The organism is Shigella sp. SIG3 (genome assembly GCF_053555855.1).
On record NZ_JBQZXE010000046.1, the window covers coordinates 1 to 25,500 of the forward strand.

A 25,500-nucleotide genomic window follows, 5' to 3' on the forward strand; every position below is an offset into this window, starting at 1 on the left:
GCATTATCTGAACATAAAACACTATCAGTAAGTTGGAGTCATTACCCAATTTTTATAGTTGCAGCAATTACCTGTATTAGCCAACCCAAGAAAACGACGTTGCGTGATAAAGCCATGGTGAATTATGCCTTTGATTATTTAAGATCACCAGGCAGTCTACCGTTAACCACGGCAGCCACGGAGCTTTCCGCGATTCATGGTCACTCAACATCGCAATATCGCCTTGGCGAATTTTATCTTCATGGTAGCGACGGTAAACCACTGGATTATACACAGGCGAGATACTGGTATGAGCAATCAGCAGAACAGGAAAATCCGCGCGCACAAAGCAAACTGGGGTGGATCTACCTGAAAGGCCTGGGAGTCAAACCCGATACCCGTAAAGCAATTCTCTGGTATAAGGAAGCAGCTGAACAAGGGTATGCTCATGCTCAATATACTTTGGGTTTGATCTACAGAAATGGCACTGGTATTAATGTTAACCATTATGAATCTCAAAAATGGTTAAAACTGGCCGCCAAACAACATTACAAAAATGCGGAAAGATTACTTGCCGGACTTCCCGCACATTAACGTCGACTGTCACCCGAAGAGATGGAGTATTTTCCCTATCAAACCGGCAAAGATAAAAATGTAGAAAATAATTTTGATGACGCCCAGACAGCCCAGCCCGCCATCGTCAACGGGCATTGGCTGCGGTTGCGGCTCCGGCTCGACGGTTTCCTGACCGGTAAAATTCGCCGCCTGAATTAATAATCGACGAATAATTAATGCTTCCAGTGGACAACGATCTTCTGCATCAAGGCGGCTCACAATCGGCATTAATGATTCTTCTGTCGGTTGGCTGGCCTGCACTAATTGTTTGGCAACTAAATATAATGGCCATAAGGGATGTTCTGTATCACGCGTGAGTGAGATCCGCGGCTTACGTCCTTTGTGCAAAACCATCTCGACCAGTGAACGCCCCAGCGCAGAGAGTTTTTCATCGCTGAGTATTTCGTATAAATGAAAACGCGTACGGGCGCTGTCGCCGGGGACATAAAGTAGCGGTTTTCCCTGATCGTTAACCAGATCACGCGCTTCAATCATCATCACCACTAATGGGTAATAATCGACCCGATGCTGACGGCACCATTGCAACATTAAAGCATCCGCCTGGGTGGAGGGATACTCGCGCCAGTAGTAACAAAGTTCTGCCAGCAGGCTTTCGCCTTCTCCACAATAGACGCGTTGTGCGTATTCATAATAACGCGCATCTTCATTATCAGGTTCAGCTTCCCGCCACGACCGGGCGTAATCCAGGAGTTCGGGGATTCCCAGGCGGCTTGCGCTATACCAGCGGAGTAAATTTCTGTGCAGTTTTGCATCATCGGGGATAATCACTGCGCGATGTTGCGCTAAATACAATGTCAGCCATTCTGGATGCGATGACCAAATCCGAGCGAACATTTGGTAAAAATCGATGGTGTCATTTTGCACGGCAACGGGCAGATGCAGAATGGTCTGGAAGTTAAAAACATTCCCCTTCGCAATGGCATATAAAAAGGATTCCAGTTCTTCTTCGTCTATTTCCCCGACGTTTTCCTCCTGCAACCACCGCAATCTTTCTGCTAATAACACCACGCACTCGAAGGATAAATGGGCAGTGTTCATGGCGATTGTGCACAGCGACCAGCGTAATTCATCAATCTCTTCCATCGAGCAATAATTTAATTGCTGAATGAATCGCTGCCAGGCGGAGGGCAGAAAACGTTCGCTATCAGAGGCAAGTAACGCGCGAAAGGCGAGCAGAATTTCATGTTCTGCTACCTCATATTCTTCTGGTTGCCAAACAGATTTAGCAGGCGACTGCGCAATCCGTAGCGCCTCCTCATACGCCTGACGAAGTTGTTTAAAACCCTGCGGATCGGTTTCTGGATGAAAGGACGGTAACAGCGCCAGATAAGCGCGGCGGATAATATCGACGTCAGTCGTTTCCTCTATATCGAGGATCTTCCAGCAATTTTTCATAAGTCGCTCATATCCTTAAGCGTTTCCGGGCATGTGGGGTAGTCAGCCAGTGGTTGCCAGGACAAGGTAGGGTAATACGCATCATCACTGGCAAATAATTGATAAAACATATCATTGCCGGAATCGTCGTATTCTTTACGCGCTAAGAATTCGCGTAATAAAGGCAGATGATCATCTTCGGGAGACTGCCAATATTGCCGACCAAAGGTATAACCGGCAAAGTATTGCCGCCAGTTACTATAATAACGTAGAGCCCGTAGATGAATACGCGACAGGATCCATAGACTTTCTTCTTCACTCAACCAGTTATTAAGTACGCCCATTCGACTTAAAAAACCCATCCGGACATAATCCCATGCTTTAATTCCTCCCTCACCACAGCATTCGGCTGTGCTGGCGACAAATTGCGCATAAGCCTGACCTTGCTCATTTAATTCAGCAAGATAGTCACGCCATTCACATGGAGAATAACGAAACCAGCGGTGATAAAACCCTGCCAACCGAGCGGCATGACCGTTCTCGATCATTCGGTGAATTGTGCGCAGCAGGTCATCACGGTCATCAATTCCCCATGAGGAAGAAAGGTCAAAAAAGCATGTACCTAAATACATTTTGGGGGATGAATGCGAAGGTAAACAGCATTCATTGCGTATTTCCATCGGAGTGGAAAGTGCAAACAATATTTTTTGCGACCCCATGTCCATATAATTTATCCTTAAACATTCATTTAATGAATGCAAACTACATTTCGAGACTCAGTTATTTATACTTTTCTGACGCAACATAATACGCATAAAATAAGGATTACGCAAAAATGGAACACATAAAAATATAATATATTTTATCTACAACCATAAGGAAATGATAATAATTTTTACGTCAAGTTGCTGCGATAATTTATCAATAGATGAGATTATCGAACGTGCTGAAAAAGGCGATTGCGAGGCTCAATATATTGTTGGGTTTTATTATAATCGCGATAGCGCAATTGACTCTCCGGACGACGAAAAGGCCTTTTACTGGCTGAAGCTGGCCGCTGAGCAAGGTCATTGTGAAGCACAGTATTCCTTAGGGCAAAAGTATACCGAGGATAAAAGCCGTCATAAAGATAATGAGCAAGCCATCTTCTGGCTGAAAAAAGCTGCCCTACAAGGCCATACTTTCGCTTCCAACGCCCTTGGCTGGATACTGGATCGTGGAGAAGACCCCAACTATAAAGAAGCGGTTACCTGGTATCAGATAGCCGCGGAGAGCGGAATGTCTTATGCGCAAAATAATCTTGGATGGATGTACAGAAATGGCAACGGAGTCGCACAAGACTATACGCTGGCATTTTTCTGGTACAAACAAGCTGCATTACAAGGCCATAGTTACGCACAAGACAATCTGGCCGATCTTTATAAAGACGGAGAAGGCGTTGCTCAAAACAAGACACTCGCCGCATTCTGGTATTTGAAAAGCGCACAGCAGGGTAATCGGCACGCCCAGTTTCAAATTGCATGGGATTATAACGCTGGCGAAGGGGTGGACCAGGACTATAAGCAAGCGATGTACTGGTATCTGAAGGCTGCCGCTCAGGAAAGCGTCGGCGCTTACGTCAACATCGGTTATATGTATAAACACGGACAAGGCGTTGAGAAAGATTATCAGGCTGCCTTTGAATGGTTTACGAAAGCCGCTGAATGCAATGACGCCACTGCCTGGTATAACCTGGCCATTATGTATCACTACGGAGAAGGAAGACCTGTCGATCTCCGACAGGCTCTCGACCTGTATCGTAAAGTTCAGTCATCCGGAACCAGAGATGTCAGTCAGGAAATTCGTGAGACTGAAGCTTTACTGTAGAAATAAAAACAAGGGCCGGGGAATTTCATTCTGCCCATATTCTCTTTATTGCTATGCGAAATCAGACTATTACGGCTCAAACGGGCGTCTCTGGAACTGGTCATAACCACATTTCGGGCATAGCGTCAGCACTTCCGGTGTGTAGATCGGGAGATGGAAGTGACATTTCTCGCAGACCAGATTTCCCAGCCCGACCACTTCTCCGCTGTGATAAACCCCATGATGATTGAGGTCCTGGAAAACTTCGCGCCATTCAAGCTGCGTTTTATCGGTGATGTCTGCCAGCTCCTGCCACAAGCTTTCTTTAATCACCCGCATAAAGACGCTGTCAGATTCTTCTTTCAGGCTCTCTTCATAGCTCATGGCGAACTCTTCCAGGTCACGTCTGACAGCTCGCGTCAGCTCATCGATCTCGGTTCGCGTTAACTCCCCTGTTTTTATTACGCGCTCGCGCGCCTGTTCCACCAGTGCGTCGATATCACGTTCGCCATTGCGCAGGCGTTCGTTCAGTGACGCGACCAGTTCACGGTAATATTGAGCAACCTTGTTCATCGTTTCATCTCCCGGGTCGTTAACTGACTATAATAATAGACGTTCTTTGTTCCTTGCTTTGCTAATACGCCCACAAACTCTGTAAATTAATGTACGAATAATCCGGGCATCATTTCAACGTCGAGTGCGCGAAAGGCTGTTTTGACGCGGACGTTTGGGCTATGCTATGCGGATCTGAAAAACCACCTCAACGCTACATTTGTAGCCGTATTGAAAACAGGACCACTGGCTGCCATGCAAGAGCAATACCGCCCGGAAGAGATAGAATCCAAAGTACAGCTTCATTGGGATGAGAAGCGCACATTTGAAGTAACCGAAGACGAGAGCAAAGAGAAGTATTACTGCCTGTCTATGCTTCCCTATCCTTCTGGTCGACTACACATGGGCCACGTACGTAACTACACCATCGGTGACGTGATCGCCCGTTACCAGCGCATGCTGGGCAAAAACGTTCTGCAGCCGATCGGCTGGGACGCGTTTGGTCTGCCTGCGGAAGGCGCGGCGGTGAAAAACAACACCGCTCCGGCACCGTGGACGTACGACAACATCGCGTATATGAAAAACCAGCTCAAAATGCTGGGCTTTGGTTATGACTGGAGCCGCGAGCTGGCAACCTGTACGCCGGAATACTACCGTTGGGAACAGAAATTCTTCACCGAGCTGTATAAAAAAGGCCTGGTATATAAAAAGACTTCTGCGGTCAACTGGTGCCCGAACGACCAGACCGTACTGGCGAACGAACAAGTTATCGACGGCTGCTGCTGGCGCTGCGATACCAAAGTTGAACGTAAAGAGATCCCGCAGTGGTTTATCAAAATCACTGCTTACGCTGACGAGCTGCTCAACGATCTGGATAAACTGGATCACTGGCCAGACACCGTTAAAACCATGCAGCGTAACTGGATCGGTCGTTCCGAAGGCGTGGAGATCACCTTCAACGTTAACGACTATGACAACACGCTGACCGTTTACACTACCCGCCCGGACACCTTTATGGGTTGTACCTACCTGGCGGTAGCTGCGGGTCATCCGCTGGCGCAGAAAGCGGCGGAAAATAATCCTGAACTGGCGGCCTTTATTGACGAATGCCGTAACACCAAAGTTGCCGAAGCTGAAATGGCGACGCTGGAGAAAAAAGGCGTCGATACTGGCTTTAAAGCTGTTCACCCATTAACGGGCGAAGAAATTCCCGTTTGGGCAGCAAACTTCGTATTGATGGAGTACGGCACGGGCGCAGTTATGGCGGTTCCGGGTCACGACCAGCGCGACTACGAGTTTGCCTCTAAATACGGCCTGAACATCAAACCGGTTATCCTGGCGGCTGACGGCTCTGAGCCAGATCTTTCTCAGCAAGCCCTGACTGAAAAAGGCGTGCTGTTCAACTCTGGCGAGTTCAACGGTCTTGACCATGAAGCGGCCTTCAACGCCATCGCCGATAAACTGACTGCGATGGGCGTTGGCGAGCGTAAAGTGAACTACCGCCTGCGCGACTGGGGTGTTTCTCGTCAGCGTTACTGGGGCGCGCCGATTCCGATGGTGACGCTGGAAGACGGTACCGTAATGCCAACCCCGGACGACCAGCTGCCGGTGATCCTGCCGGAAGATGTGGTGATGGACGGCATTACCAGCCCGATTAAAGCAGATCCGGAGTGGGCAAAAACTACCGTTAACGGTATGCCAGCGCTGCGTGAAACCGACACTTTCGACACCTTTATGGAGTCCTCCTGGTACTATGCGCGCTACACTTGCCCAGAGTACAAAGAAGGTATGCTGGATTCCGAAGCGGCTAACTACTGGCTGCCGGTGGATATCTACATTGGTGGTATCGAACACGCCATTATGCACCTGCTCTACTTCCGCTTCTTCCACAAACTGATGCGTGATGCAGGCATGGTGAACTCTGACGAACCAGCGAAACAGTTGCTGTGTCAGGGTATGGTGCTGGCAGATGCCTTCTACTATGTTGGCGAAAACGGCGAACGTAACTGGGTTTCCCCGGTTGATGCTATCGTTGAACGTGACGAGAAAGGCCGTATCGTGAAAGCGAAAGATGCGGCAGGCCATGAACTGGTTTATACCGGCATGAGCAAAATGTCCAAGTCGAAGAACAACGGTATCGACCCGCAGGTGATGGTTGAACGTTACGGCGCGGACACCGTTCGTCTGTTTATGATGTTTGCTTCTCCGGCTGATATGACTCTCGAATGGCAGGAATCCGGTGTGGAAGGGGCTAACCGCTTCCTGAAACGTGTCTGGAAACTGGTGTACGAGCACACAGCAAAAGGTGATGTTGCGGCACTGAACGTTGATGCGCTGACTGAAGATCAGAAAGCGCTGCGTCGCGATGTGCATAAAACTATCGCTAAAGTGACCGATGATATCGGCCGTCGTCAGACCTTCAACACCGCAATTGCGGCGATTATGGAGCTGATGAACAAACTGGCGAAAGCACCGACCGATGGCGAGCAGGATCGCGCTCTGATGCAGGAAGCACTGCTGGCCGTTGTCCGTATGCTCAACCCGTTCACCCCGCACATCTGCTTCACGCTGTGGCAGGAACTCAAAGGCGAAGGCGATATCGACAACGCGCCGTGGCCGGTTGCTGACGAAAAAGCGATGGTGGAAGACTCCACGCTGGTCGTGGTGCAGGTTAACGGTAAAGTCCGTGCCAAAATCACCGTTCCGGTGGACGCAACGGAAGAACAGGTTCGCGAACGTGCTGGCCAGGAACATCTGGTAGCAAAATATCTTGATGGCGTTACTGTACGTAAAGTGATTTACGTACCAGGTAAACTCCTCAATCTGGTCGTTGGCTAAGCGCGGGAGGAAGCGTGCGATATCTGGCAACATTGTTGTTATCTCTGGCGGTGTTAATCACCGCCGGGTGTGGCTGGCATCTGCGTGACACCACGCAGGTTCCTTCCACTATGAAGGTCATGATCCTAGACTCAGGCGATCCGAACGGGCCATTAAGCCGTGCGGTGCGTAACCAGTTACGTCTGAATGGTGTCGAGTTGCTTGATAAAGAAACCACGCGTAAGGACGTTCCATCCCTGCGTTTGGGTAAAGTGAGCATCGCGAAAGATACCGCATCGGTATTCCGTAACGGTCAAACAGCAGAGTATCAGATGATCATGACGGTGAATGCGACCGTGTTGATCCCCGGCCGTGATATCTACCCGATTAGCGCCAAAGTCTTCCGTTCATTCTTCGATAACCCGCAAATGGCGTTAGCGAAAGATAACGAACAAGACATGATCGTAAAAGAGATGTACGACCGTGCTGCCGAACAGCTGATTCGTAAGCTGCCAAGCATCCGTGCTGCGGATATTCGTTCCGACGAAGAACAGACGTCGACCACAACGGATACTCCGGCAACGCCTGCACGCGTCTCCACCATGCTGGGTAACTGATGATTCGGTTGTACCCGGAACAACTCCGCGCGCAGCTCAATGAAGGGCTGCGCGCGGCGTATCTTTTACTTGGTAACGATCCTCTGTTATTGCAGGAAAGCCAGGACGCTGTTCGCCAGGTAGCTGCGGCACAAGGATTCGAAGAACACCACACTTTTTCCATTGATCCCAACACTGACTGGAATGCGATCTTTTCGTTATGCCAGGCTATGAGTCTGTTTGCCAGTCGACAAACGCTATTGCTGTTGTTACCAGAAAACGGACCGAATGCGGCGATCAATGAACAACTTCTCACACTCACCGGACTTCTGCATGACGACCTGCTGTTGATCGTCCGCGGTAATAAATTAAGCAAAGCGCAAGAAAATGCCGCCTGGTTTACTGCTCTTGCGAATCGCAGCGTGCAGGTGACCTGTCAGACACCGGAGCAGGCTCAGCTTCCCCGCTGGGTTGCTGTGCGCGCAAAACAGCTCAACTTAGAACTGGATGACGCGGCGAATCAGGTGCTCTGCTACTGTTATGAAGGTAACCTGCTGGCGCTGGCTCAGGCACTGGAGCGTTTATCGCTGCTCTGGCCAGACGGCAAACTGACATTACCGCGCGTTGAACAGGCGGTGAATGATGCCGCGCATTTCACCCCTTTTCATTGGGTTGATGCTTTGTTGATGGGAAAAAGTAAGCGCGCGTTGCATATTCTTCAGCAACTGCGTCTGGAAGGCAGCGAGCCGGTTATTTTGTTGCGCACATTACAACGTGAACTGTTGTTACTGGTTAACCTGAAACGCCAGTCTGCCCATACGCCACTGCGTACGTTGTTTGATAAGCATCGGGTATGGCAGAACCGCCGGGGCATGATGGGCGAGGCGTTAAATCGCTTAAGTCAGCCGCAGTTACGTCAGGCCGTGCAACTCCTGACACGAACGGAACTCACCCTCAAACAAGATTACGGTCAGTCAGTGTGGGCAGAGCTGGAAGGGTTATCTCTTCTGTTGTGCCATAAACCCCTGGCGGACGTATTTATCGACGGTTGATATGAAATCTTTACAGGCTCTGTTTGGCGGCACCTTTGATCCGGTGCACTATGGTCATCTAAAACCCGTGGAAACGCTGGCGAATTTGATTGGTCTGACGCGGGTCACAATCATCCCTAATAATGTTCCTCCGCATCGTCCCCAGCCGGAAGCGAACAGCGTGCAGCGTAAACACATGCTTGAACTGGCGATTGCCGACAAGCCATTATTTACTCTTGATGAACGCGAGCTAAAGCGCAATGCCCCCTCTTACACTGCACAAACACTGAAAGAGTGGCGGCAGGAACAAGGACCGGACGTGCCGCTGGCGTTTATTATTGGTCAGGATTCATTGCTGACCTTTCCGACCTGGTACGAATACGAAACGATACTCGACAATGCACATTTGATCGTCTGTCGGCGTCCAGGTTACCCACTTGAAATGGCGCAACCGCAATACCAGCAATGGCTGGAAGATCATTTGACACATAACCCGGAAGATCTTCACCTTCAGCCTGCCGGTAAAATTTATCTGGCTGAAACGCCGTGGTTTAACATCTCGGCGACCATCATCCGCGAACGTTTGCAAAACGGTGAATCGTGTGAGGATTTATTGCCGGAACCGGTATTGACTTACATTAACCAACAAGGCTTGTATCGCTGATACCTGTCGTTACGGAGGGCATGATGCGACTGTGGTTAATTCGTCATGGCGAAACACAAGCGAATGTCGATGGTCTGTACAGCGGTCATGCGCCCACACCCCTGACCGCACGCGGTATTGAGCAAGCGCAAAATCTGCATACACTGCTAGATGATGTTTCCTTTGACCTGGTTTTATGCAGTGAACTGGAACGGGCACAGCATACCGCGCGACTGGTTCTCAGTGACCGCCAGCTCCCCGTTCATATCATCCCTGAACTCAACGAAATGTTTTTTGGCGACTGGGAGATGCGACATCATCGCGACCTCATGCAAGAAGATGCCGAAAACTATAGCGCGTGGTGCAATGACTGGCAGCATGCTATCCCCACGAACGGTGAAGGATTTCAGGCATTTTCGCAACGTGTGGAACGCTTTATCGCAAGGCTTAGTGAATATCAGCACTATCAGAATATTTTAATCGTCAGCCATCAGGGCGTACTGAGTCTGTTAATTGCTCGTTTAATTGGCATGCCTGCCGAGTCTATGTGGCATTTTCGCGTTGACCAGGGGTGTTGGAGCGCCATTGATATCAACCAAAAATTCGCGACGCTACGCGTCCTCAATAGCCGTGCCATCGGGGTCGAGAATGCATGACTTTTCTGTTTTTTTACGGGTAAGCCGCAACGACCATTGACAGCCCCGGGCAGGCTGATATTCTCCGCAGCCAGACTTTTTCCGCCAGACACGACTTTGTAGAAATTGTTTTACAAAAATGGCGATGCAATCTGCGGCGCGGGGTGGGATGATAGCCCACTTTCGAAAGCCGATTCGGCGACAATTGTCCCGAAATCGCCTCTGGTTCAGGTATACTGACAGACCATTTTTATCTATTTGATTCACCCAGGGGGAAAACTTGCAGGGTAAAGCACTCCAGGATTTTGTTATCGACAAAATTGATGACCTCAAAGGTCAGGACATCATCGCCTTAGACGTTCAAGGCAAATCCAGCATCACCGACTGCATGATCATCTGTACGGGTACGTCCAGCCGTCATGTTATGTCCATTGCTGACCACGTTGTGCAGGAGTCTCGCGCAGCGGGCCTGTTACCGCTCGGCGTAGAAGGTGAAAACAGCGCCGACTGGATTGTCGTGGATTTGGGCGATGTGATTGTCCATGTCATGCAGGAAGAGAGCCGTCGCCTGTATGAACTGGAAAAACTCTGGAGTTAATGCGTGAAGCTGCAACTTGTCGCCGTGGGAACGAAAATGCCGGACTGGGTACAAACCGGTTTTACCGAGTACCTGCGTCGTTTTCCGAAAGATATGCCCTTCGAGCTGATTGAAATTCCGGCCGGCAAACGCGGCAAGAATGCGGACATCAAGCGCATACTCGACAAAGAGGGTGAGCAGATGTTGGCGGCCGCAGGCAAAAACCGCATTGTCATCCTCGATATTCCAGGCAAGCCCTGGGATACGCCGCAGTTAGCCGCTGAGCTGGAACGCTGGAAGCTGGATGGTCGCGACGTAAGTCTACTGATTGGCGGGCCTGAAGGGTTGTCGCCTGCCTGTAAAGCGGCGGCTGAGCAGAGCTGGTCGCTGTCGGCGCTTACCCTCCCCCATCCGCTGGTTCGCGTGCTGGTCGCAGAGAGTCTGTACCGGGCGTGGAGCATCACCACCAACCATCCTTATCACCGTGAGTGATAAGGGAGCTTTGAGTAGAAAACGCAGCGGATGAAACTACAGAACTCTTTTCGCGACTATACGGCAGAGTCCGCGCTGTTTGTGCGCCGGGCGCTGGTCGCCTTTTTGGGGATTTTGCTGCTGACCGGCGTGCTTATCGCCAACCTGTATAATCTGCAAATTGTTCGCTTTACCGACTACCAGACCCGCTCTAATGAAAACCGCATTAAGCTGGTGCCTATCGCGCCCAGCCGCGGCATTATCTACGACCGTAACGGTATCCCTCTGGCCCTCAACCGCACTATCTACCAGATAGAAATGATGCCGGAGAAAGTCGATAACGTGCAGCAAACGCTGGACGCTTTGCGCAGCGTGGTAGATCTGACCGATGACGATATTGCTGCATTCCGAAAAGAGCGCGCACGTTCACACCGTTTCACCTCTATTCCGGTGAAAACTAACCTGACCGAAGTACAAGTAGCTCGCTTTGCCGTCAATCAGTACCGTTTTCCGGGTGTCGAAGTTAAAGGCTATAAACGTCGTTACTATCCTTACGGTTCGGCGTTGACCCACGTCATCGGATATGTGTCGAAAATCAACGATAAAGACGTCGAACGCCTGAATAATGACGGCAAACTGGCCAACTATGCGGCAACGCATGATATTGGTAAGCTGGGCATTGAGCGTTACTATGAAGACGTGCTGCACGGTCAGACCGGTTATGAAGAGGTTGAAGTTAACAACCGTGGGCGTGTTATCCGCCAGTTAAAAGAAGTACCACCGCAAGCCGGACACGATATTTACCTGACGCTGGATCTCAAACTCCAGCAATATATTGAAACGCTGCTGGCGGGTAGCCGCGCAGCTGTGGTTGTTACCGATCCGCGTACAGGTGGGGTGCTGGCGCTGGTTTCCACGCCTAGTTATGACCCAAACCTGTTTGTTGACGGTATCTCCAGCAAAGATTATTCCGCCTTGCTGAACGACCCGAATACACCGCTGGTGAACCGCGCCACACAGGGGGTTTATCCTCCCGCGTCTACAGTTAAACCCTATGTGGCGGTTTCGGCATTAAGCGCCGGGGTGATCACGCGCAATACGACGCTGTTTGACCCAGGCTGGTGGCAACTACCAGGGTCGGAAAAACGTTATCGTGACTGGAAAAAATGGGGCCACGGGCGTCTGAATGTCACAAGATCGCTGGAAGAATCTGCGGATACCTTCTTCTATCAGGTGGCCTACGATATGGGGATCGATCGCCTCTCCGAATGGATGGGTAAATTCGGTTATGGTCATTACACCGGTATCGACCTGGCGGAAGAACGTTCCGGCAACATGCCTACCCGCGAATGGAAACAGAAACGCTTTAAAAAACCGTGGTATCAGGGTGACACCATTCCGGTTGGTATCGGCCAGGGTTACTGGACAGCGACCCCAATCCAGATGAGTAAGGCACTGATGATCCTGATTAATGACGGTATCGTGAAGGTTCCGCATTTGCTGATGAGCACCGCCGAAGACGGCAAACAGGTGCCATGGGTACAACCGCATGAACCGCCCGTCGGCGATATTCATTCCGGTTACTGGGAGCTGGCGAAAGACGGTATGTACGGTGTTGCTAACCGCCCTAATGGTACGGCGCATAAATACTTTGCCAGCGCACCGTACAAAATTGCGGCGAAATCTGGTACCGCTCAGGTCTTCGGTCTGAAAGCGAACGAAACCTATAATGCGCACAAAATTGCCGAGCGTTTACGTGACCACAAACTGATGACCGCCTTTGCGCCATACAACAATCCGCAAGTGGCTGTCGCCATGATTCTGGAGAACGGCGGCGCGGGTCCGGCGGTTGGTACGCTGATGCGCCAGATCCTCGACCACATTATGCTGGGTGATAACAACACCGATCTGCCTGCGGAAAATCCAGCGGTTGCCGCAGCGGAGGACCATTAATCATGACGGCTAATCCGAATAAAAAAACATTCTGGGATAAAGTCCATCTCGATCCCACAATGCTGCTGATTTTACTGGCATTGCTGGTTTACAGCGCCCTGGTTATCTGGAGCGCCAGCGGTCAGGATATTGGCATGATGGAGCGTAAAATCGGCCAAATCGCGATGGGTCTGGTCATCATGGTGGTGATGGCGCAAATTCCTCCACGCGTTTATGAAGGCTGGGCCCCCTATCTCTATATCATCTGTATTATTTTGCTGGTGGCGGTAGATGCTTTCGGAGCCATCTCTAAAGGCGCTCAACGCTGGCTGGACCTCGGTATTGTTCGTTTTCAGCCGTCGGAAATTGCCAAAATAGCCGTACCACTGATGGTTGCGCGCTTTATCAACCGCGACGTTTGCCCGCCATCGTTGAAGAACACTGGCATCGCGCTGGTGCTGATATTTATGCCCACGCTGCTGGTGGCTGCACAGCCTGACCTGGGAACATCAATCCTCGTTGCGCTTTCCGGTCTGTTTGTACTGTTCCTCTCTGGCCTTAGCTGGCGTCTGATTGGCGTCGCAGTAGTGCTGGTAGCGGCGTTCATTCCGATTCTATGGTTCTTCCTGATGCATGATTACCAGCGCCAGCGCGTAATGATGCTCCTAGACCCGGAATCAGACCCACTCGGCGCGGGCTATCACATTATTCAGTCTAAAATTGCTATTGGCTCCGGCGGATTACGCGGCAAAGGCTGGCTGCACGGCACTCAGTCACAGCTTGAATTTCTCCCCGAACGCCATACTGACTTTATCTTCGCGGTACTGGCGGAAGAGCTGGGATTAGTGGGCATTCTGATTCTGCTCGCTCTCTACATTCTGCTGATCATGCGCGGGCTGTGGATAGCCGCCAGAGCGCAAACCACCTTTGGTCGCGTCATGGCTGGTGGCTTAATGCTGATATTATTCGTTTATGTCTTCGTAAATATTGGTATGGTAAGCGGTATTCTGCCGGTTGTAGGGGTTCCGCTCCCACTGGTCAGTTATGGAGGATCGGCGCTAATTGTGCTGATGGCTGGGTTCGGGATTGTAATGTCAATCCACACCCACAGGAAAATGTTGTCGAAAAGCGTGTAAGAGGTGCGCAATGCGTAAGCAGTGGCTCGGGATCTGCATCGCGGCAGGAATGCTCGCGGCATGTACAAGCGATGATGGTCAGCAACAGACGGTAAGTGTACCGCAGCCTGCGGTATGTAACGGCCCCATAGTTGAAATTAGCGGGGCGGACCCGCGTTTCGAACCACTGAACGCGACGGCAAATCAGGATTACCAGCGCGACGGTAAAAGCTACAAAATCGTGCAGGATCCGTCTCGATTTAGCCAGGCGGGACTGGCGGCAATCTATGATGCCGAACCAGGCAGTAACCTGACGGCCTCTGGCGAAGCTTTCGATCCGACAAAGCTGACGGCGGCCCATCCAACGCTTCCGATCCCCAGCTACGCCAGAATCACTAACCTGGCTAACGGGCGAATGATCGTGGTGCGCATTAATGATCGCGGCCCTTACGGCAACGACCGCGTTATTTCGCTTTCTCGCGCGGCAGCTGACCGTCTTAACACGTCAAACAACACCAAAGTTCGTATCGATCCGATTATTGTCGCCCAGGATGGTTCGCTTTCTGGTCCTGGTATGGCTTGTACCACAGTCGCCAAACAGACTTATGCCCTGCCTGCACCTCCCGATTTAAGCGGTGGCGCGGGAACAAGTTCAGTGTCTGGCCCGCAGGGTGACATTCTTCCGGTCAGTAATTCGACGCTAAAAAGCGAAGATCCGACCGGCGCGCCGGTAACCAGTAGCGGTTTCCTCGGCGCTCAAACGACCTTAGCGCCTGGTGTACTGGAAGGCAGCGAACCGACGCCTGCGCCACAGCCCGTTGTTACAGCTTCGTCGACAACGCCTGCAACCTCGCCTGCAATGGTGACACCGCAAGCCGCCTCGCAAAGCGCCAGCGGCAACTTTATGGTGCAAGTCGGGGCCGTAAGCGATCAGGCTCGTGCGCAACAGTACCAACAGCAACTGGGACAGAAGTTCGGCGTCCCCGGTCGCGTAACTCAAAATGGCGCGGTCTGGCGGATCCAGCTTGGCCCATTCGCCAGCAAAGCCGAAGCCAGTACCTTGCAGCAACGTTTGCAAACCGAAGCCCAATTACAGTCATTTATTACTACCGCGCAGTAGCGTAAAGCAGGCATCTGATGTGTCAATTTCTGTAAATGACGTTAACAAAGTCACGCGGAAAGTCAGATGCCTGCCGGTAGTGCATTTGCTATAGTAGGGCACTTTTTTAATTCCATCACGGATGTCGTAGTTCAGACCATGAATACCATTTTTTCCGCTCGTATCATGAAGCGCCTGGCGCTCACCACGGCTCTTTGCACAGCCTTTATCTCTGCTGCACATGCCGATGACCTGAATATCAAAACTATGATCCCGGGTGTACCGCAGATCGATGCGGAGTCCTACATCCTGATTGACTATAACTCCGGCAAAGTGCTCGCCGAACAGAACGCAGATGTCCGCCGCGATCCTGCCAGCCTGACCAAAATGATGACCAGTTACGTTATCGGCCAGGCAATGAAAGCCGGTAAATTTAAAGAAACTGATTTAGTCACTATCGGCAACGACGCATGGGCCACCGGTAACCCGGTGTTTAAAGGTTCTTCGCTGATGTTCCTCAAACCGGGCATGCAGGTTCCGGTTTCTCAGCTGATCCGCGGTATTAACCTGCAATCGGGTAACGATGCTTGTGTCGCCATGGCCGATTTTGCCGCTGGTAGCCAGGACGCTTTTGTTGGCTTGATGAACAGCTACGTTAACGCACTGGGCCTGAAAAATACCCACTTCCAGACGGTACATGGTCTGGATGCTGATGGTCAGTACAGCTCCGCGCGAGATATGGCGCTGATCGGCCAGGCATTGATCCGTGACGTACCGAATGAATACTCGATCTATAAAGAAAAAGAATTTACGTTTAACGGTATTCGCCAGCTGAACCGTAACGGCCTGTTATGGGATAACAGCCTGAATGTCGACGGCATCAAAACCGGACACACTGACAAAGCAGGTTACAACCTTGTTGCTTCTGCGACTGAAGGCCAGATGCGCTTGATTTCTGCGGTGATGGGTGGACGTACTTTTAAAGGCCGTGAAGCCGAAAGTAAAAAACTGCTAACCTGGGGCTTCCGTTTCTTCGAAACCGTTAACCCACTGAAAGTAGGTAAAGAGTTCGCCTCAGAACCGGTTTGGTTTAGTGATTCTGATCGCGCTTCGTTAGGGGTTGATAAAGACGTGTACCTGACCATTCCGCGTGGTCGCATGAAAGATCTGAAAGCCAGCTATGTGCTGAACAGCAGTGAATTGCATGCGCCGCTGCAAAAGAATCAGGTCGTCGGAACTATCAACTTCCAGCTTGATGGCAAAACGATCGAGCAACGCCCGCTGGTTGTGTTGCAAGAAATCCCGGAAGGTAACTTCTTCGGCAAAATCATTGATTACATTAAATTAATGTTCCATCACTGGTTTGGTTAAAAATTGAACACTTGAAAGTGTAATTTCCGTCCCCATATACTAAGCATCAGTAAAAAAACTCCCACCTTCTGGCGGGAGTTGCTATTTAATTACGTTACGCCGGAGCTGACATGAAAACCAAACTTAACGAACTGCTTGAATTCCCTACTCCTTTTACTTACAAAGTTATGGGGCAGGCGTTACCTGAGCTGGTTGATCAGGTGGTTGAAGTGGTACAGCGCCATGCGCCAGGTGACTACACCCCAACGGTAAAACCAAGCAGCAAAGGCAACTACCACTCGGTATCTATCACTATCAACGCCACTCATATCGAGCAGGTTGAAACACTGTATGAAGAACTGGGCAAAATCGATATTGTCCGCATGGTTCTGTAACTCGCTTCTCCGTTACCCGGCTCCTGGTCGGGTAACTCTCCTCTCCTCGCTGTGATATACTTTTCCCCCACTTTTACTCATTCTCCACGGAGATGCCGTTTTGTATCAGGATAAAATTCTTGTCCGCCAGCTCGGTCTTCAGCCTTACGAGCCAATCTCCCGGGCTATGCATGAATTCACCGATACCCGCGATAATAGTACCCTTGATGAAATCTGGCTGGTCGAGCACTATCCGGTATTCACCCAAGGTCAGGCAGGAAAAGCGGAGCACATTTTAATGCCGGGTGATATTCCGGTGATCCAGAGCGATCGCGGTGGGCAGGTGACTTATCACGGGCCGGGACAACAGGTGATGTATGTGTTGCTTAACCTGAAACGCCGTAAACTCGGTGTGCGTGAACTGGTGACCTTGCTTGAGCAAACAGTGGTGAATACCCTGGCTGAACTGGGTATAGAAGCGCATCCTCGGGCTGACGCGCCTGGTGTCTATGTCGGGGAAAAGAAAATTTGCTCACTGGGTTTACGAATTCGACGCGGTTGTTCATTCCACGGTCTGGCATTAAACGTCAATATGGATCTTTCACCATTTTTACGTATTAATCCTTGTGGGTATGCCGGAATGGAAATGGCTAAAATATCACAATGGAAACCCGAAGCGACGACTAATAATATTGCTCCACGTTTACTGGAAAATATTTTAGCGCTACTAAACAATCCGGACTTCGAATATATTACCGCTTAATTCCATACATCAATGGCCCAATTTACACTGGGTCATTACTCATAATACCTGCTAATGCTTTACATCTCCTTCGCGTTTGTATATTTTCTTTATCACTTGCAGAAATGCGGTGCCACGCCTTGCTCCGTAACTCACCCCATTGATTAACCTATTGAAATAGTTGATTATGGTGAGCAAAAGCGTTCCGTTCCAATTAGACATAAGATTATTGTAATTTTTTAAATATTATTTTTCCATGAATAAAATTGGAGTAAGTGCGTGGATAGTAATAATCAAATTGAACCCTGTTTAAGCAGAAAGTCGTCAGAAGGTAAACCACAAATATTTACAACCTTACGAAATATTGATCTTAACCTTCTGACTATTTTTGAAGCTGTATATGTACATAAAGGGATCGTTAATGCAGCGAAAGTGCTTAATCTGACCCCCTCGGCAATCAGTCAGTCTATTCAGAAACTGCGCGTTATATTCCCTGACCCATTGTTTATTCGCAAAGGCCAGGGTGTCACTCCTACCGCATTTGCGATGCATCTACATGAGTATATCAGTCAGGGCCTTGAGTCCATTCTTGGCGCGCTGGATATCGAAGGAAGCTATGATAAGCAACGAACGATAACTATTGCGACCACTCCCTCGGTCGGAGCCCTGGTCCTTCCTGTCATCTATCGGGCGATTAAAACTCACTATCCGCAGCTTTTACTGCGCAACCCGCCCATCAGCGACGCGGAAAACCAACTCAGTCAGTTTCAAACCGATCTCATCATCGATAACATGTTTTGCACCAATCGTACGGTGCAACATCATGTTCTGTTCACCGACAATATGGTGTTAATTTGCCGCAAGGGAAATCCACTACTCTCTTTAGAAGATGACAGAGAGACTATCGACAACGCTGCGCATGTACTTCTGTTACCGGAAGGGCAAAATTTCAGCGGTCTGCGGCAGAGAGTTCAAGAGATGTTTCCGGACCGGCAAATCAATTTCACCAGCTACAACATTTTGACAATCGCTGCACTGGTTGCCAACAGTGACATGTTAGCGATTATTCCCAGCCGTTTTTATAACCTGTTTAGTCGTTGCTGGCCGCTGGAAAAACTGCCTTTTCCGTCCTTAAATGAGGAGCAAATAGATTTCTCTATCCACTACAACAAATTCAGCCTGCGTGATCCCATCCTGCACGGAGTAATAGATGTTATCCGTAATGCATTTTGAAAAAGTATTGTTACAGCCAGATCACAGTGCAGAACGATAAAATGGCACAATCCAACAACAATTTTACATTTTCGCGACCGCTTTGGCTGCTTTCAGGTCCGTTTCAATGATATACTGCCAGTCGTTAATTCAAAAATAGTTGATAATTACAACAATCTATTGAATTGAAACGCTTTCCTTCGTAATTCGCAACTGGAACACGCACGCTATGAGTAAACCCATTGTGATGGAACGCGGTGTTAAATACCGCGATGCCGATAAGATGGCCCTTATCCCGGTTAAAAACGTGGCAACAGAGCGCGAAGCCCTGCTGCGCAAGCCGGAATGGATGAAAATCAAGCTTCCAGCGGACTCTACACGTATCCAGGGCATCAAAGCCGCAATGCGCAAAAATGGCCTGCATTCTGTCTGCGAGGAAGCCTCCTGCCCTAACCTGGCGGAATGCTTCAACCACGGCACAGCAACGTTTATGATCCTCGGCGCTATTTGTACCCGCCGTTGTCCGTTCTGTGATGTTGCCCACGGTCGCCCGGTAGCTCCTGATGCCAATGAACCAGTGAAACTGGCGCAGACCATTGCCGATATGGCGCTGCGTTATGTGGTTATCACCTCCGTTGACCGTGATGACCTGCGCGATGGCGGTGCCCAACACTTTGCGGATTGTATTACTGCCATTCGGGAAAAAAGCCCGCAAATCAAAATTGAAACTCTGGTGCCGGATTTCCGCGGTCGAATGGATCGTGCTCTGGATATTCTGACTGCAACGCCCCCAGATGTGTTCAACCATAACCTGGAAAACGTACCGCGTATTTACCGGCAGGTACGGCCTGGCGCAGATTACAACTGGTCGCTGAAGCTGCTGGAACGCTTTAAAGAAGCGCATCCGGAAATCCCGACCAAGTCTGGTCTGATGGTGGGTCTGGGTGAAACCAATGAAGAAATTATTGAGGTAATGCGCGACCTGCGCCGTCATGGTGTGACGATGTTAACGCTGGGGCAATATTTGCAGCCAAGCCGCCATCACCTGCCGGTTCAACGTTACGTTAGCCCGGATGAGTTCGACGAAATGAAAGCCGAAGCGCTGGCGATGGGCTTTACCCATGCTGCATGCGGTCCGTTTGTCCGCTCTTCTTACCACGCCGATTTGCAGGCGAAAGGGATGGAAGTTAAGTAATCCTGTAATAATTACTTACATCTGTCTGATAAAAAACCCGCTTTTTGAAGCGGGTTTTTTGTATCGAACAAGATATTGAGGGAGCGTCCTGCTCGCCACGTCACTCTTTATGAGAGAGCTTTTCAGCCTGAAGATCAACGTCTGCGCCTTTTTTCGCCGCAGCATCGTCATCATTCATCGCCTTCTTGAACCCTTTAATGGCCGCTCCAAGGTCTCCGCCCAGCGTACGTAACTTCTTAGTCCCAAACAGCAGAACGACCAGCGCCGCAACTACCAGCAGTTTGGTAATACTAATCTCACCCATAGATACCTTCTTGACATATAACCGGCAACAGAACGCGCCTTAAAAACCAGAGAATATTAACGGTCATTCGACGCGCGCACACAATAGCAATCTGTAACAAGGTGAATCAAGCGCCGAGTAAAAAAACATCATAATAATTGCGGCGGCGCAAAGCGACGGTTGTTTAAGATGGGCAGTTGCGCGCGCACCTGACGCACACGTTCGGGCGTCACTTCCGCCATAATGAGTGCAGGCATTTCTGACGCTGCCGCAATGGTGACGCCAAAGGGATCTATAATCCGGCTTTGCCCGATATTTTTGTTCCCGCACTCCCCCGCCGCCACCATATAACAGGTGGTATCCAGCGCACGAGCGGCAAGCAACGTTGACCAGTGATGCTCTTTGAGCGGCCCACGAACCCAGGCGGCAGGAAGTACCAGGATTTCAGCTCCCTGTAAAGCCTGTGCCAGCGCCAGCTCTGGAAAGCGTAAGTCATAACAGGTCATCAGACCGACCTTCATCCCTTCCACCTCCAGTAACGGAGCTATTTCATTACCAGCATCAACATGGCGTGATTCCTGAATGGCAAATGCATCATAGAGATGCAGTTTGGCATAACGGGCGACGATGTTTCCTGCCTGAAGTGCCACCAGCATATTCCATGCGCGCCCCGGCGTTGAAGGAAGATGAATCGTCAGAATTGTCGTCATCATGTTACGTTTACTTTCTCGCCGTAAACGTCCGAGGAATTCGCCTTCCAGCAGCTGTGCTGATTTAACCGATAGATCTGCATCATGATCATCGCGCGCCAGCAATGCTTCCGGCAGGACAAACAGCGATACGTCGTTTTCCGCCGCCTGCGCCATCAACGAGGCACAAATCTCAGCGTTCTTTTCCCACACAGATGTAACAGCAAACTGTCCTGCAGCAACCAGCATTGCCACCTCCTGTCAGAGTCGTAAAATTCGCCAACGACGATTATTCGGCGTTACACTTATCACTCATACAAATCAAATAGCAGGATTTTGCAGTGTTACAACTTCTTTTAGCAGTTTTTATTGGCGGTGGTACGGGAAGCGTAGCGAGATGGCTGTTAAGTATGCGATTTAACCCGCTGCATCAGGCGATTCCGTTGGGGACGCTGGCAGCAAACCTGATTGGGGCATTCATCATAGGAATGGGATTCGCCTGGTTCAGCAGGATGACGAACATTGATCCAGTGTGGAAAGTATTAATCACCACCGGATTTTGTGGCGGTCTAACAACCTTCTCAACATTTTCGGCAGAAGTGGTGTTTTTGTTACAAGAGGGCCGCTTTGGCTGGGCATTACTGAACGTTTTCGTCAACCTTCTGGGGTCTTTTGCCATGACCGCACTGGCATTCTGGCTGTTTTCGGCCTCAACCGCACACTAAAGACCAAAAAAAACCCGCTGATTAAGCGGGTTTTGAATTCTTGCTGACGTATCTTACAGAGCGATTACGTTTGCAGCAGAAGGGCCTTTGGCACCGTTAGTGATTTCGAACTCTACGCGCTGACCTTCAGCAAGAGTTTTAAAACCATTAGTCTGGATTGCAGAGAAGTGTACGAACACGTCTTTGCTGCCGTCTTCCGGAGTAATGAAACCGAATCCTTTGGACTCATTAAACCACTTAACGTTACCTTTAATCTTAGACATCAAAATTACCTTTACATGAAAAATAGACACAAATGCTGTGTCGGTTATCAGTACACCAATTGTGGTACGCTTTGTCCAGTGCAACTTTACTAAAAAGTGATAAAAGTCGCGTTATTTTTGATGTTGCTTATTTTAGTTATTGATTTTAAAGAAGTTACTAAAACTTCATTTGCCTCAAAACTGAAAGCGCATCCAGGCAAAGTACACATTGCCATTGTTGTAGGTACCCGGAATGTAGGTCATCTGAAAAGTCACTGGGCCATAACCCACGGAGGCCAATGGCAGTAGAACCGGGAGAGGGATGTAATTCCAGTTATCGCGTGCCGTTACGCCAGCGGTGAATCCCAGACCTAAATGAAAATTTTCATCCGCCAGCGGTCGCCAGGTACTTTCCCATCCGTATCCGGCAATCGGTTCCCATTTGTTCCACGAGTCCTTAAATGCCATGGCATACAGGCCATGCCAGTTTCCTTTTTCATCCCAACGCGACAGGCCAAAACCGCCACCCCACGGTCGCTCGTTATAGCGATCGGTTTTTTCTTTGTCGTAAGCGAAACGTGCATGCCAGGTGATGGCAGGAATATATAAATCATAATGTTCAGGCTGTTGCCAGGTTTGTGCAATATTTTCTCTAAACGTTGTCATCCTCTCATCTGCGTTAGCAAAAACTTTACCAACGCTGATTAACTGAATAAAAACAAAGGAAAAGATAGCGACATATTTACTCACGTTCATTTGTGACCATAAAACATTTATCAAAAATCTACTACTAGCATAGCAAAGCTACAATTAACATAACCTTAATAGACCCAACATAAAGAATAATCTGAATAGCTGCTCTATTTATTTCCGCTTGTTCAAGTTAAATATTTCCGCGCATCGATTAAAGATGATGCGTCGTTTTCTGCGATGGGAATAGTCAAAAAAGAAAAACCAAGTCTTTTTTGATGACAAAATGCAATCAAGGAAAAATTATTTTATTTTTTTAACGAGATACAACAATCATCTTAACGAAGTATATAATATATATCGTCAACCCATGCTCATATTAGATTATTTTTTGAGCGCACAGCCGCAGCTAACACCATTGCAATTAACAAATTTGCATCAATCCACCATCAATTTACACACATTATTATGTGATAATTGCCAACCGCTAAATATGCGTTTTGTTATCTATGTATAAAAACAGCAACTTCAATGTCTTAATGGCAGTTTTTCTTGATTTTAATCAGCATTCATCGCCAATTTATTGGGCATATTTTTTCCTTAAGCTTTAGGAAGTTTTTATTATTTACTTTGGGCCTGGAGACAGGAAAAATTATGCTGACATTCATTGAACTCCTTATTGGGGTTGTGGTTATTGTGGGTGTAGCTCGCTACATCATTAAAGGGTATTCCGCCACTGGTGTGTTATTTGTCGGTGGCCTGTTATTGCTGATTATCAGTGCCATTATGGGGCACAAAGTGTTACCGTCCAGCCAGGCTTCAACAGGCTACAGCGCCACGGATATCGTTGAATACGTTAAAATATTACTAATGAGCCGCGGCGGCGACCTCGGCATGATGATTATGATGCTGTGTGGCTTTGCCGCTTACATGACCCATATCGGCGCGAATGATATGGTGGTCAAGCTGGCGTCAAAACCATTGCAGTATATTAACTCCCCTTACCTGCTGATGATTGCCGCCTATTTTGTTGCTTGTCTGATGTCACTGGCCGTCTCTTCCGCAACCGGTCTGGGTGTTTTGCTGATGGCAACCCTGTTTCCGGTGATGGTAAACGTTGGTATCAGTCGTGGCGCAGCAGCTGCCATTTGTGCCTCCCCGGCGGCGATTATTCTCGCACCGACTTCAGGGGATGTGGTGCTGGCGGCGCAGGCTTCCGAAATGTCGCTGATTGACTTCGCCTTCAAAACGACGCTGCCTATCTCAATTGCTGCAATTATCGGCATGGCGATCGCCCACTTCTTCTGGCAACGTTATCTGGATAAAAAAGAGCACATCTCTCATGAAATGTTAGATGTCAGTGAAATCACCACCACTGCCCCCGCGTTTTATGCCATTTTGCCGTTCACGCCGATCATCGGTGTACTGATTTTTGACGGTAAATGGGGTCCGCAATTACACATCATCACTATTCTGGTGATTTGTATGCTGATTGCCTCCATTCTGGAGTTCCTCCGCAGCTTTAATACCCAGAAAGTTTTCTCTGGTCTGGAAGTGGCTTATCGCGGGATGGCAGATGCGTTTGCTAACGTGGTGATGCTGCTGGTTGCCGCTGGGGTATTCGCTCAGGGGCTTAGCACCATCGGCTTTATTCAAAGTCTGATTTCTATCGCTACCTCGTTTGGTTCGGCGAGTATCATCCTGATGCTGGTATTGGTGATTCTGACCATGCTGGCGGCAGTCACGACCGGTTCAGGCAATGCGCCGTTTTATGCGTTTGTTGAGATGATCCCGAAACTGGCGCACTCTTCCGGCATTAACCCGGCGTATTTGACTATCCCGATGCTGCAGGCGTCAAACCTGGGTCGTACCCTATCACCCGTTTCTGGCGTAGTCGTTGCGGTTGCCGGGATGGCGAAAATCTCACCATTTGAAGTCGTAAAACGCACCTCGGTGCCGGTGCTTGTTGGGCTAGTGATTGTTATCGTTGCTACAGAGCTGATGGTGCCAGGAACGGCAGCAGCGGTCACAGGCAAGTAAATAGTAATGCCGGAGGCAAGTTTCCTCCGGCTTTATCATGTCACCCACTGTGGTATATGCGTTGTGGTCTGCCAACTTTGCCGTGAACAATTTCAGCAATAATCAGATGGCGGCTGGCGCAATATTCAAGATAACGCCTGGCAGTGGTGCGGCTGATGGTCAGTGCCTGCGCCACCGTTTCTGCCGTATGTTGCACACCAGGCTCTTTAAACAGTTTTCGCACCGCGTTTAGCGTCAAGGGGTCAATGCCGGTCGGCAGTTCGTCTTTGGGTTCACCGCGAGCATAGGCATTAAACATCTCATCAATTTGCTTCTGGCTGGCGCTATCAATACTTTCCAGCATATGTTTACACTGGCGGAAACGGGTTAGCGTTTGCCCCAGTGTATTGATTCACTTGAAGTACGAAAAAACCGGGAGAACATTGGATTATTCGGGATCTGATGGGATTAGATTTGGTGGGGCTTGCAAGCCTGTAGTACAAATTTTAGGCGTTAACCAATGAAACGCGAAAGATAGTAAAAAATTGCTTTTGTTTCATTGAAAAAACGAAAAACAAAAACACTATAAATCATTTCAATCATAGCTTCAAAAAACGTTCAAAACCGATAACAACCAGGCTGTCACCAAATGACTCATATCACAAATCAGCTCATGC

General features: G+C 49.4%; 26 protein-coding genes and 1 pseudogene. 19 read left to right on the plus strand and 8 right to left on the minus strand.

Annotation, left to right across the window (positions count from 1 at the left end):
- Nucleotides 1-48 precede the first annotated feature (48 nt).
- Nucleotides 49-573 carry a tetratricopeptide repeat protein gene (locus ACUU1I_RS10405; protein WP_032156955.1) on the plus strand — a complete coding sequence of 175 codons (525 nt, stop codon included), beginning with the start codon at nt 49-51 and terminating at the stop codon, nt 571-573.
- A gap of 9 nt (nt 574-582) precedes the next feature.
- On the opposite strand, the gene ACUU1I_RS10410 is transcribed toward ACUU1I_RS10405, so the two are convergent.
- Together ACUU1I_RS10410 and ACUU1I_RS10415 are read right to left on the minus strand one after the other, a co-directional pair.
- Nucleotides 583-2,010 carry a J domain-containing protein gene (locus ACUU1I_RS10410; protein ID WP_000786580.1) on the minus strand — a complete coding sequence of 476 codons (1,428 nt, stop codon included), beginning with the start codon at nt 2,008-2,010 and terminating at the stop codon, nt 583-585.
- On the minus strand, nt 2,007-2,714 hold the full coding sequence (locus ACUU1I_RS10415; RefSeq protein ID WP_000367145.1) for a DUF1266 domain-containing protein: 708 nt from the start codon (nt 2,712-2,714) through the stop codon (nt 2,007-2,009). The genes ACUU1I_RS10410 and ACUU1I_RS10415 overlap by 4 nt, the downstream gene beginning before the upstream one ends.
- Nucleotides 2,715-2,871: 157 nt before the next feature.
- On the opposite strand from ACUU1I_RS10415, the gene ybeQ reads away from it, so the two are divergent.
- Nucleotides 2,872-3,855 carry a Sel1 family TPR-like repeat protein YbeQ gene (ybeQ, locus tag ACUU1I_RS10420; RefSeq protein WP_000583763.1) on the plus strand — a complete coding sequence of 328 codons (984 nt, stop codon included), beginning with the start codon at nt 2,872-2,874 and terminating at the stop codon, nt 3,853-3,855.
- A 69-nt stretch (nt 3,856-3,924) separates the two neighbouring features.
- Here ybeQ and ACUU1I_RS10425 read toward each other — a convergent pair whose 3' ends face one another.
- Nucleotides 3,925-4,407 carry a zinc ribbon-containing protein gene (locus ACUU1I_RS10425; protein ID WP_001044871.1) on the minus strand — a complete coding sequence of 161 codons (483 nt, stop codon included), beginning with the start codon at nt 4,405-4,407 and terminating at the stop codon, nt 3,925-3,927.
- Between the two features lie 234 nt (nt 4,408-4,641).
- Here ACUU1I_RS10425 and leuS point away from each other — a divergent pair, with 234 nt between their 5' ends.
- From leuS to lipA, 15 genes are all read left to right on the plus strand, one after another.
- The gene (leuS, locus tag ACUU1I_RS10430) at nt 4,642-7,224 is read left to right on the plus strand and encodes a leucine--tRNA ligase (protein WP_001157885.1); all 2,583 of its coding nucleotides are present in this window, start codon (nt 4,642-4,644) and stop codon (nt 7,222-7,224) included.
- A gap of 14 nt (nt 7,225-7,238) precedes the next feature.
- Entirely contained in the window at nt 7,239-7,820 is a 582-nt protein-coding gene (gene lptE / locus ACUU1I_RS10435) for an LPS assembly lipoprotein LptE (RefSeq protein ID WP_001269672.1), read from the plus strand.
- The gene (gene holA, locus ACUU1I_RS10440; RefSeq protein ID WP_000620545.1) at nt 7,820-8,851 is read left to right on the plus strand and encodes a DNA polymerase III subunit delta; all 1,032 of its coding nucleotides are present in this window, start codon (nt 7,820-7,822) and stop codon (nt 8,849-8,851) included. Before lptE ends, holA begins: the two co-directional genes overlap by 1 nt.
- A 1-nt stretch (nt 8,852) precedes the next feature.
- Nucleotides 8,853-9,494 (plus strand): nicotinate-nucleotide adenylyltransferase, encoded by a 642-nt coding sequence (gene nadD, locus ACUU1I_RS10445; RefSeq protein WP_000838889.1) that lies wholly within the window; start codon nt 8,853-8,855, stop codon nt 9,492-9,494.
- A gap of 23 nt (nt 9,495-9,517) precedes the next feature.
- On the plus strand, nt 9,518-10,129 hold the full coding sequence (locus ACUU1I_RS10450) for an adenosylcobalamin/alpha-ribazole phosphatase (RefSeq protein ID WP_001241888.1): 612 nt from the start codon (nt 9,518-9,520) through the stop codon (nt 10,127-10,129).
- 259 nt (nt 10,130-10,388) lie between these two features.
- A complete protein-coding gene (rsfS, locus tag ACUU1I_RS10455; RefSeq protein WP_001161664.1) occupies nt 10,389-10,706 on the plus strand; it encodes a ribosome silencing factor in 318 nt (105 codons plus the stop codon).
- Nucleotides 10,707-10,709: 3 nt separating this feature from the next.
- Complete coding sequence (rlmH, locus tag ACUU1I_RS10460; protein ID WP_000776103.1) at nt 10,710-11,177, plus strand: 23S rRNA (pseudouridine(1915)-N(3))-methyltransferase RlmH; 468 nt, start codon at nt 10,710-10,712, stop codon at nt 11,175-11,177.
- Nucleotides 11,178-11,207: 30 nt separating this feature from the next.
- A complete protein-coding gene (gene mrdA, locus ACUU1I_RS10465; RefSeq protein ID WP_000776191.1) occupies nt 11,208-13,109 on the plus strand; it encodes a peptidoglycan DD-transpeptidase MrdA in 1,902 nt (633 codons plus the stop codon).
- A 2-nt stretch (nt 13,110-13,111) separates the two neighbouring features.
- The gene (gene mrdB, locus ACUU1I_RS10470; RefSeq protein WP_000126358.1) at nt 13,112-14,224 is read left to right on the plus strand and encodes a peptidoglycan glycosyltransferase MrdB; all 1,113 of its coding nucleotides are present in this window, start codon (nt 13,112-13,114) and stop codon (nt 14,222-14,224) included.
- A 10-nt stretch (nt 14,225-14,234) separates the two neighbouring features.
- Nucleotides 14,235-15,323, plus strand: a complete 1,089-nt coding sequence (rlpA, locus tag ACUU1I_RS10475) for an endolytic peptidoglycan transglycosylase RlpA (RefSeq protein WP_001231407.1) — start codon at nt 14,235-14,237, stop codon at nt 15,321-15,323.
- A gap of 138 nt (nt 15,324-15,461) precedes the next feature.
- Nucleotides 15,462-16,673 (plus strand): D-alanyl-D-alanine carboxypeptidase DacA, encoded by a 1,212-nt coding sequence (dacA, locus tag ACUU1I_RS10480; protein WP_001092085.1) that lies wholly within the window; start codon nt 15,462-15,464, stop codon nt 16,671-16,673.
- Nucleotides 16,674-16,783: 110 nt separating this feature from the next.
- Nucleotides 16,784-17,047, plus strand: a complete 264-nt coding sequence (gene ybeD / locus ACUU1I_RS10485) for a DUF493 family protein YbeD (RefSeq protein WP_000850550.1) — start codon at nt 16,784-16,786, stop codon at nt 17,045-17,047.
- Nucleotides 17,048-17,147: 100 nt separating this feature from the next.
- On the plus strand, nt 17,148-17,789 hold the full coding sequence (gene lipB, locus ACUU1I_RS10490; protein ID WP_000284045.1) for a lipoyl(octanoyl) transferase LipB: 642 nt from the start codon (nt 17,148-17,150) through the stop codon (nt 17,787-17,789).
- Between the two features lie 258 nt (nt 17,790-18,047).
- Nucleotides 18,048-19,001, plus strand: coding sequence for a YbeF family transcriptional regulator (locus tag ACUU1I_RS10495; RefSeq protein WP_000378036.1), 954 nt, complete (start codon nt 18,048-18,050; stop codon nt 18,999-19,001).
- Nucleotides 19,002-19,209: 208 nt separating this feature from the next.
- Nucleotides 19,210-20,175, plus strand: a complete 966-nt coding sequence (lipA, locus tag ACUU1I_RS10500; protein WP_000042632.1) for a lipoyl synthase — start codon at nt 19,210-19,212, stop codon at nt 20,173-20,175.
- A gap of 100 nt (nt 20,176-20,275) precedes the next feature.
- Here the strand turns inward: lipA and tatE are convergent, their stop codons facing one another.
- Complete coding sequence (gene tatE, locus ACUU1I_RS10505; RefSeq protein WP_000503931.1) at nt 20,276-20,479, minus strand: twin-arginine translocase subunit TatE; 204 nt, start codon at nt 20,477-20,479, stop codon at nt 20,276-20,278.
- Between the two features lie 128 nt (nt 20,480-20,607).
- On the minus strand, nt 20,608-21,396 hold the full coding sequence (locus ACUU1I_RS10510) for a deaminated glutathione amidase (protein WP_005049482.1): 789 nt from the start codon (nt 21,394-21,396) through the stop codon (nt 20,608-20,610).
- 92 nt (nt 21,397-21,488) lie between these two features.
- On the opposite strand from ACUU1I_RS10510, the gene crcB reads away from it, so the two are divergent.
- Nucleotides 21,489-21,872, plus strand: a complete 384-nt coding sequence (crcB, locus tag ACUU1I_RS10515) for a fluoride efflux transporter CrcB (RefSeq protein ID WP_000939738.1) — start codon at nt 21,489-21,491, stop codon at nt 21,870-21,872.
- 53 nt (nt 21,873-21,925) lie between these two features.
- On the opposite strand, the gene cspE is transcribed toward crcB, so the two are convergent.
- Both cspE and pagP read right to left on the minus strand, forming a co-directional pair.
- Nucleotides 21,926-22,135, minus strand: coding sequence for a transcription antiterminator/RNA stability regulator CspE (cspE, locus tag ACUU1I_RS10520; protein ID WP_000034825.1), 210 nt, complete (start codon nt 22,133-22,135; stop codon nt 21,926-21,928).
- Between the two features lie 174 nt (nt 22,136-22,309).
- A complete protein-coding gene (gene pagP, locus ACUU1I_RS10525; protein ID WP_005049488.1) occupies nt 22,310-22,870 on the minus strand; it encodes a lipid IV(A) palmitoyltransferase PagP in 561 nt (186 codons plus the stop codon).
- Between the two features lie 588 nt (nt 22,871-23,458).
- Between pagP and dcuC the strand changes: the two genes are divergently transcribed.
- On the plus strand, nt 23,459-24,844 hold the full coding sequence (dcuC, locus tag ACUU1I_RS10530) for an anaerobic C4-dicarboxylate transporter DcuC (RefSeq protein WP_000955063.1): 1,386 nt from the start codon (nt 23,459-23,461) through the stop codon (nt 24,842-24,844).
- Between the two features lie 40 nt (nt 24,845-24,884).
- On the opposite strand, the pseudogene ACUU1I_RS10535 reads toward dcuC, so the two are convergent.
- Nucleotides 24,885-25,226: pseudogene (locus ACUU1I_RS10535) on the minus strand (response regulator); the annotation flags it as partial.
- Nucleotides 25,227-25,500: the final 274 nt, after the last annotated feature.

Coding starts and splice junctions, on each gene's coding strand:
- ACUU1I_RS10410 (WP_000786580.1), bottom strand. CDS start 2,010: ATGAAAAATTGCTGGAAGATCCTCGATATAGAGGAAACGACTGACGTC.
- ACUU1I_RS10415 (WP_000367145.1), bottom strand. CDS start 2,714: ATGGACATGGGGTCGCAAAAAATATTGTTTGCACTTTCCACTCCGATG.
- ybeQ (WP_000583763.1), top strand. CDS start 2,872: ATGATAATAATTTTTACGTCAAGTTGCTGCGATAATTTATCAATAGAT.
- ACUU1I_RS10425 (WP_001044871.1), bottom strand. CDS start 4,407: ATGAACAAGGTTGCTCAATATTACCGTGAACTGGTCGCGTCACTGAAC.
- leuS (WP_001157885.1), top strand. CDS start 4,642: ATGCAAGAGCAATACCGCCCGGAAGAGATAGAATCCAAAGTACAGCTT.
- holA (WP_000620545.1), top strand. CDS start 7,820: ATGATTCGGTTGTACCCGGAACAACTCCGCGCGCAGCTCAATGAAGGG.
- nadD (WP_000838889.1), top strand. CDS start 8,853: ATGAAATCTTTACAGGCTCTGTTTGGCGGCACCTTTGATCCGGTGCAC.
- ACUU1I_RS10450 (WP_001241888.1), top strand. CDS start 9,518: ATGCGACTGTGGTTAATTCGTCATGGCGAAACACAAGCGAATGTCGAT.
- mrdA (WP_000776191.1), top strand. CDS start 11,208: ATGAAACTACAGAACTCTTTTCGCGACTATACGGCAGAGTCCGCGCTG.
- mrdB (WP_000126358.1), top strand. CDS start 13,112: ATGACGGCTAATCCGAATAAAAAAACATTCTGGGATAAAGTCCATCTC.
- rlpA (WP_001231407.1), top strand. CDS start 14,235: ATGCGTAAGCAGTGGCTCGGGATCTGCATCGCGGCAGGAATGCTCGCG.
- dacA (WP_001092085.1), top strand. CDS start 15,462: ATGAATACCATTTTTTCCGCTCGTATCATGAAGCGCCTGGCGCTCACC.
- ybeD (WP_000850550.1), top strand. CDS start 16,784: ATGAAAACCAAACTTAACGAACTGCTTGAATTCCCTACTCCTTTTACT.
- lipA (WP_000042632.1), top strand. CDS start 19,210: ATGAGTAAACCCATTGTGATGGAACGCGGTGTTAAATACCGCGATGCC.
- tatE (WP_000503931.1), bottom strand. CDS start 20,479: ATGGGTGAGATTAGTATTACCAAACTGCTGGTAGTTGCGGCGCTGGTC.
- ACUU1I_RS10510 (WP_005049482.1), bottom strand. CDS start 21,396: ATGCTGGTTGCTGCAGGACAGTTTGCTGTTACATCTGTGTGGGAAAAG.
- cspE (WP_000034825.1), bottom strand. CDS start 22,135: ATGTCTAAGATTAAAGGTAACGTTAAGTGGTTTAATGAGTCCAAAGGA.
- pagP (WP_005049488.1), bottom strand. CDS start 22,870: ATGAACGTGAGTAAATATGTCGCTATCTTTTCCTTTGTTTTTATTCAG.
- dcuC (WP_000955063.1), top strand. CDS start 23,459: ATGCTGACATTCATTGAACTCCTTATTGGGGTTGTGGTTATTGTGGGT.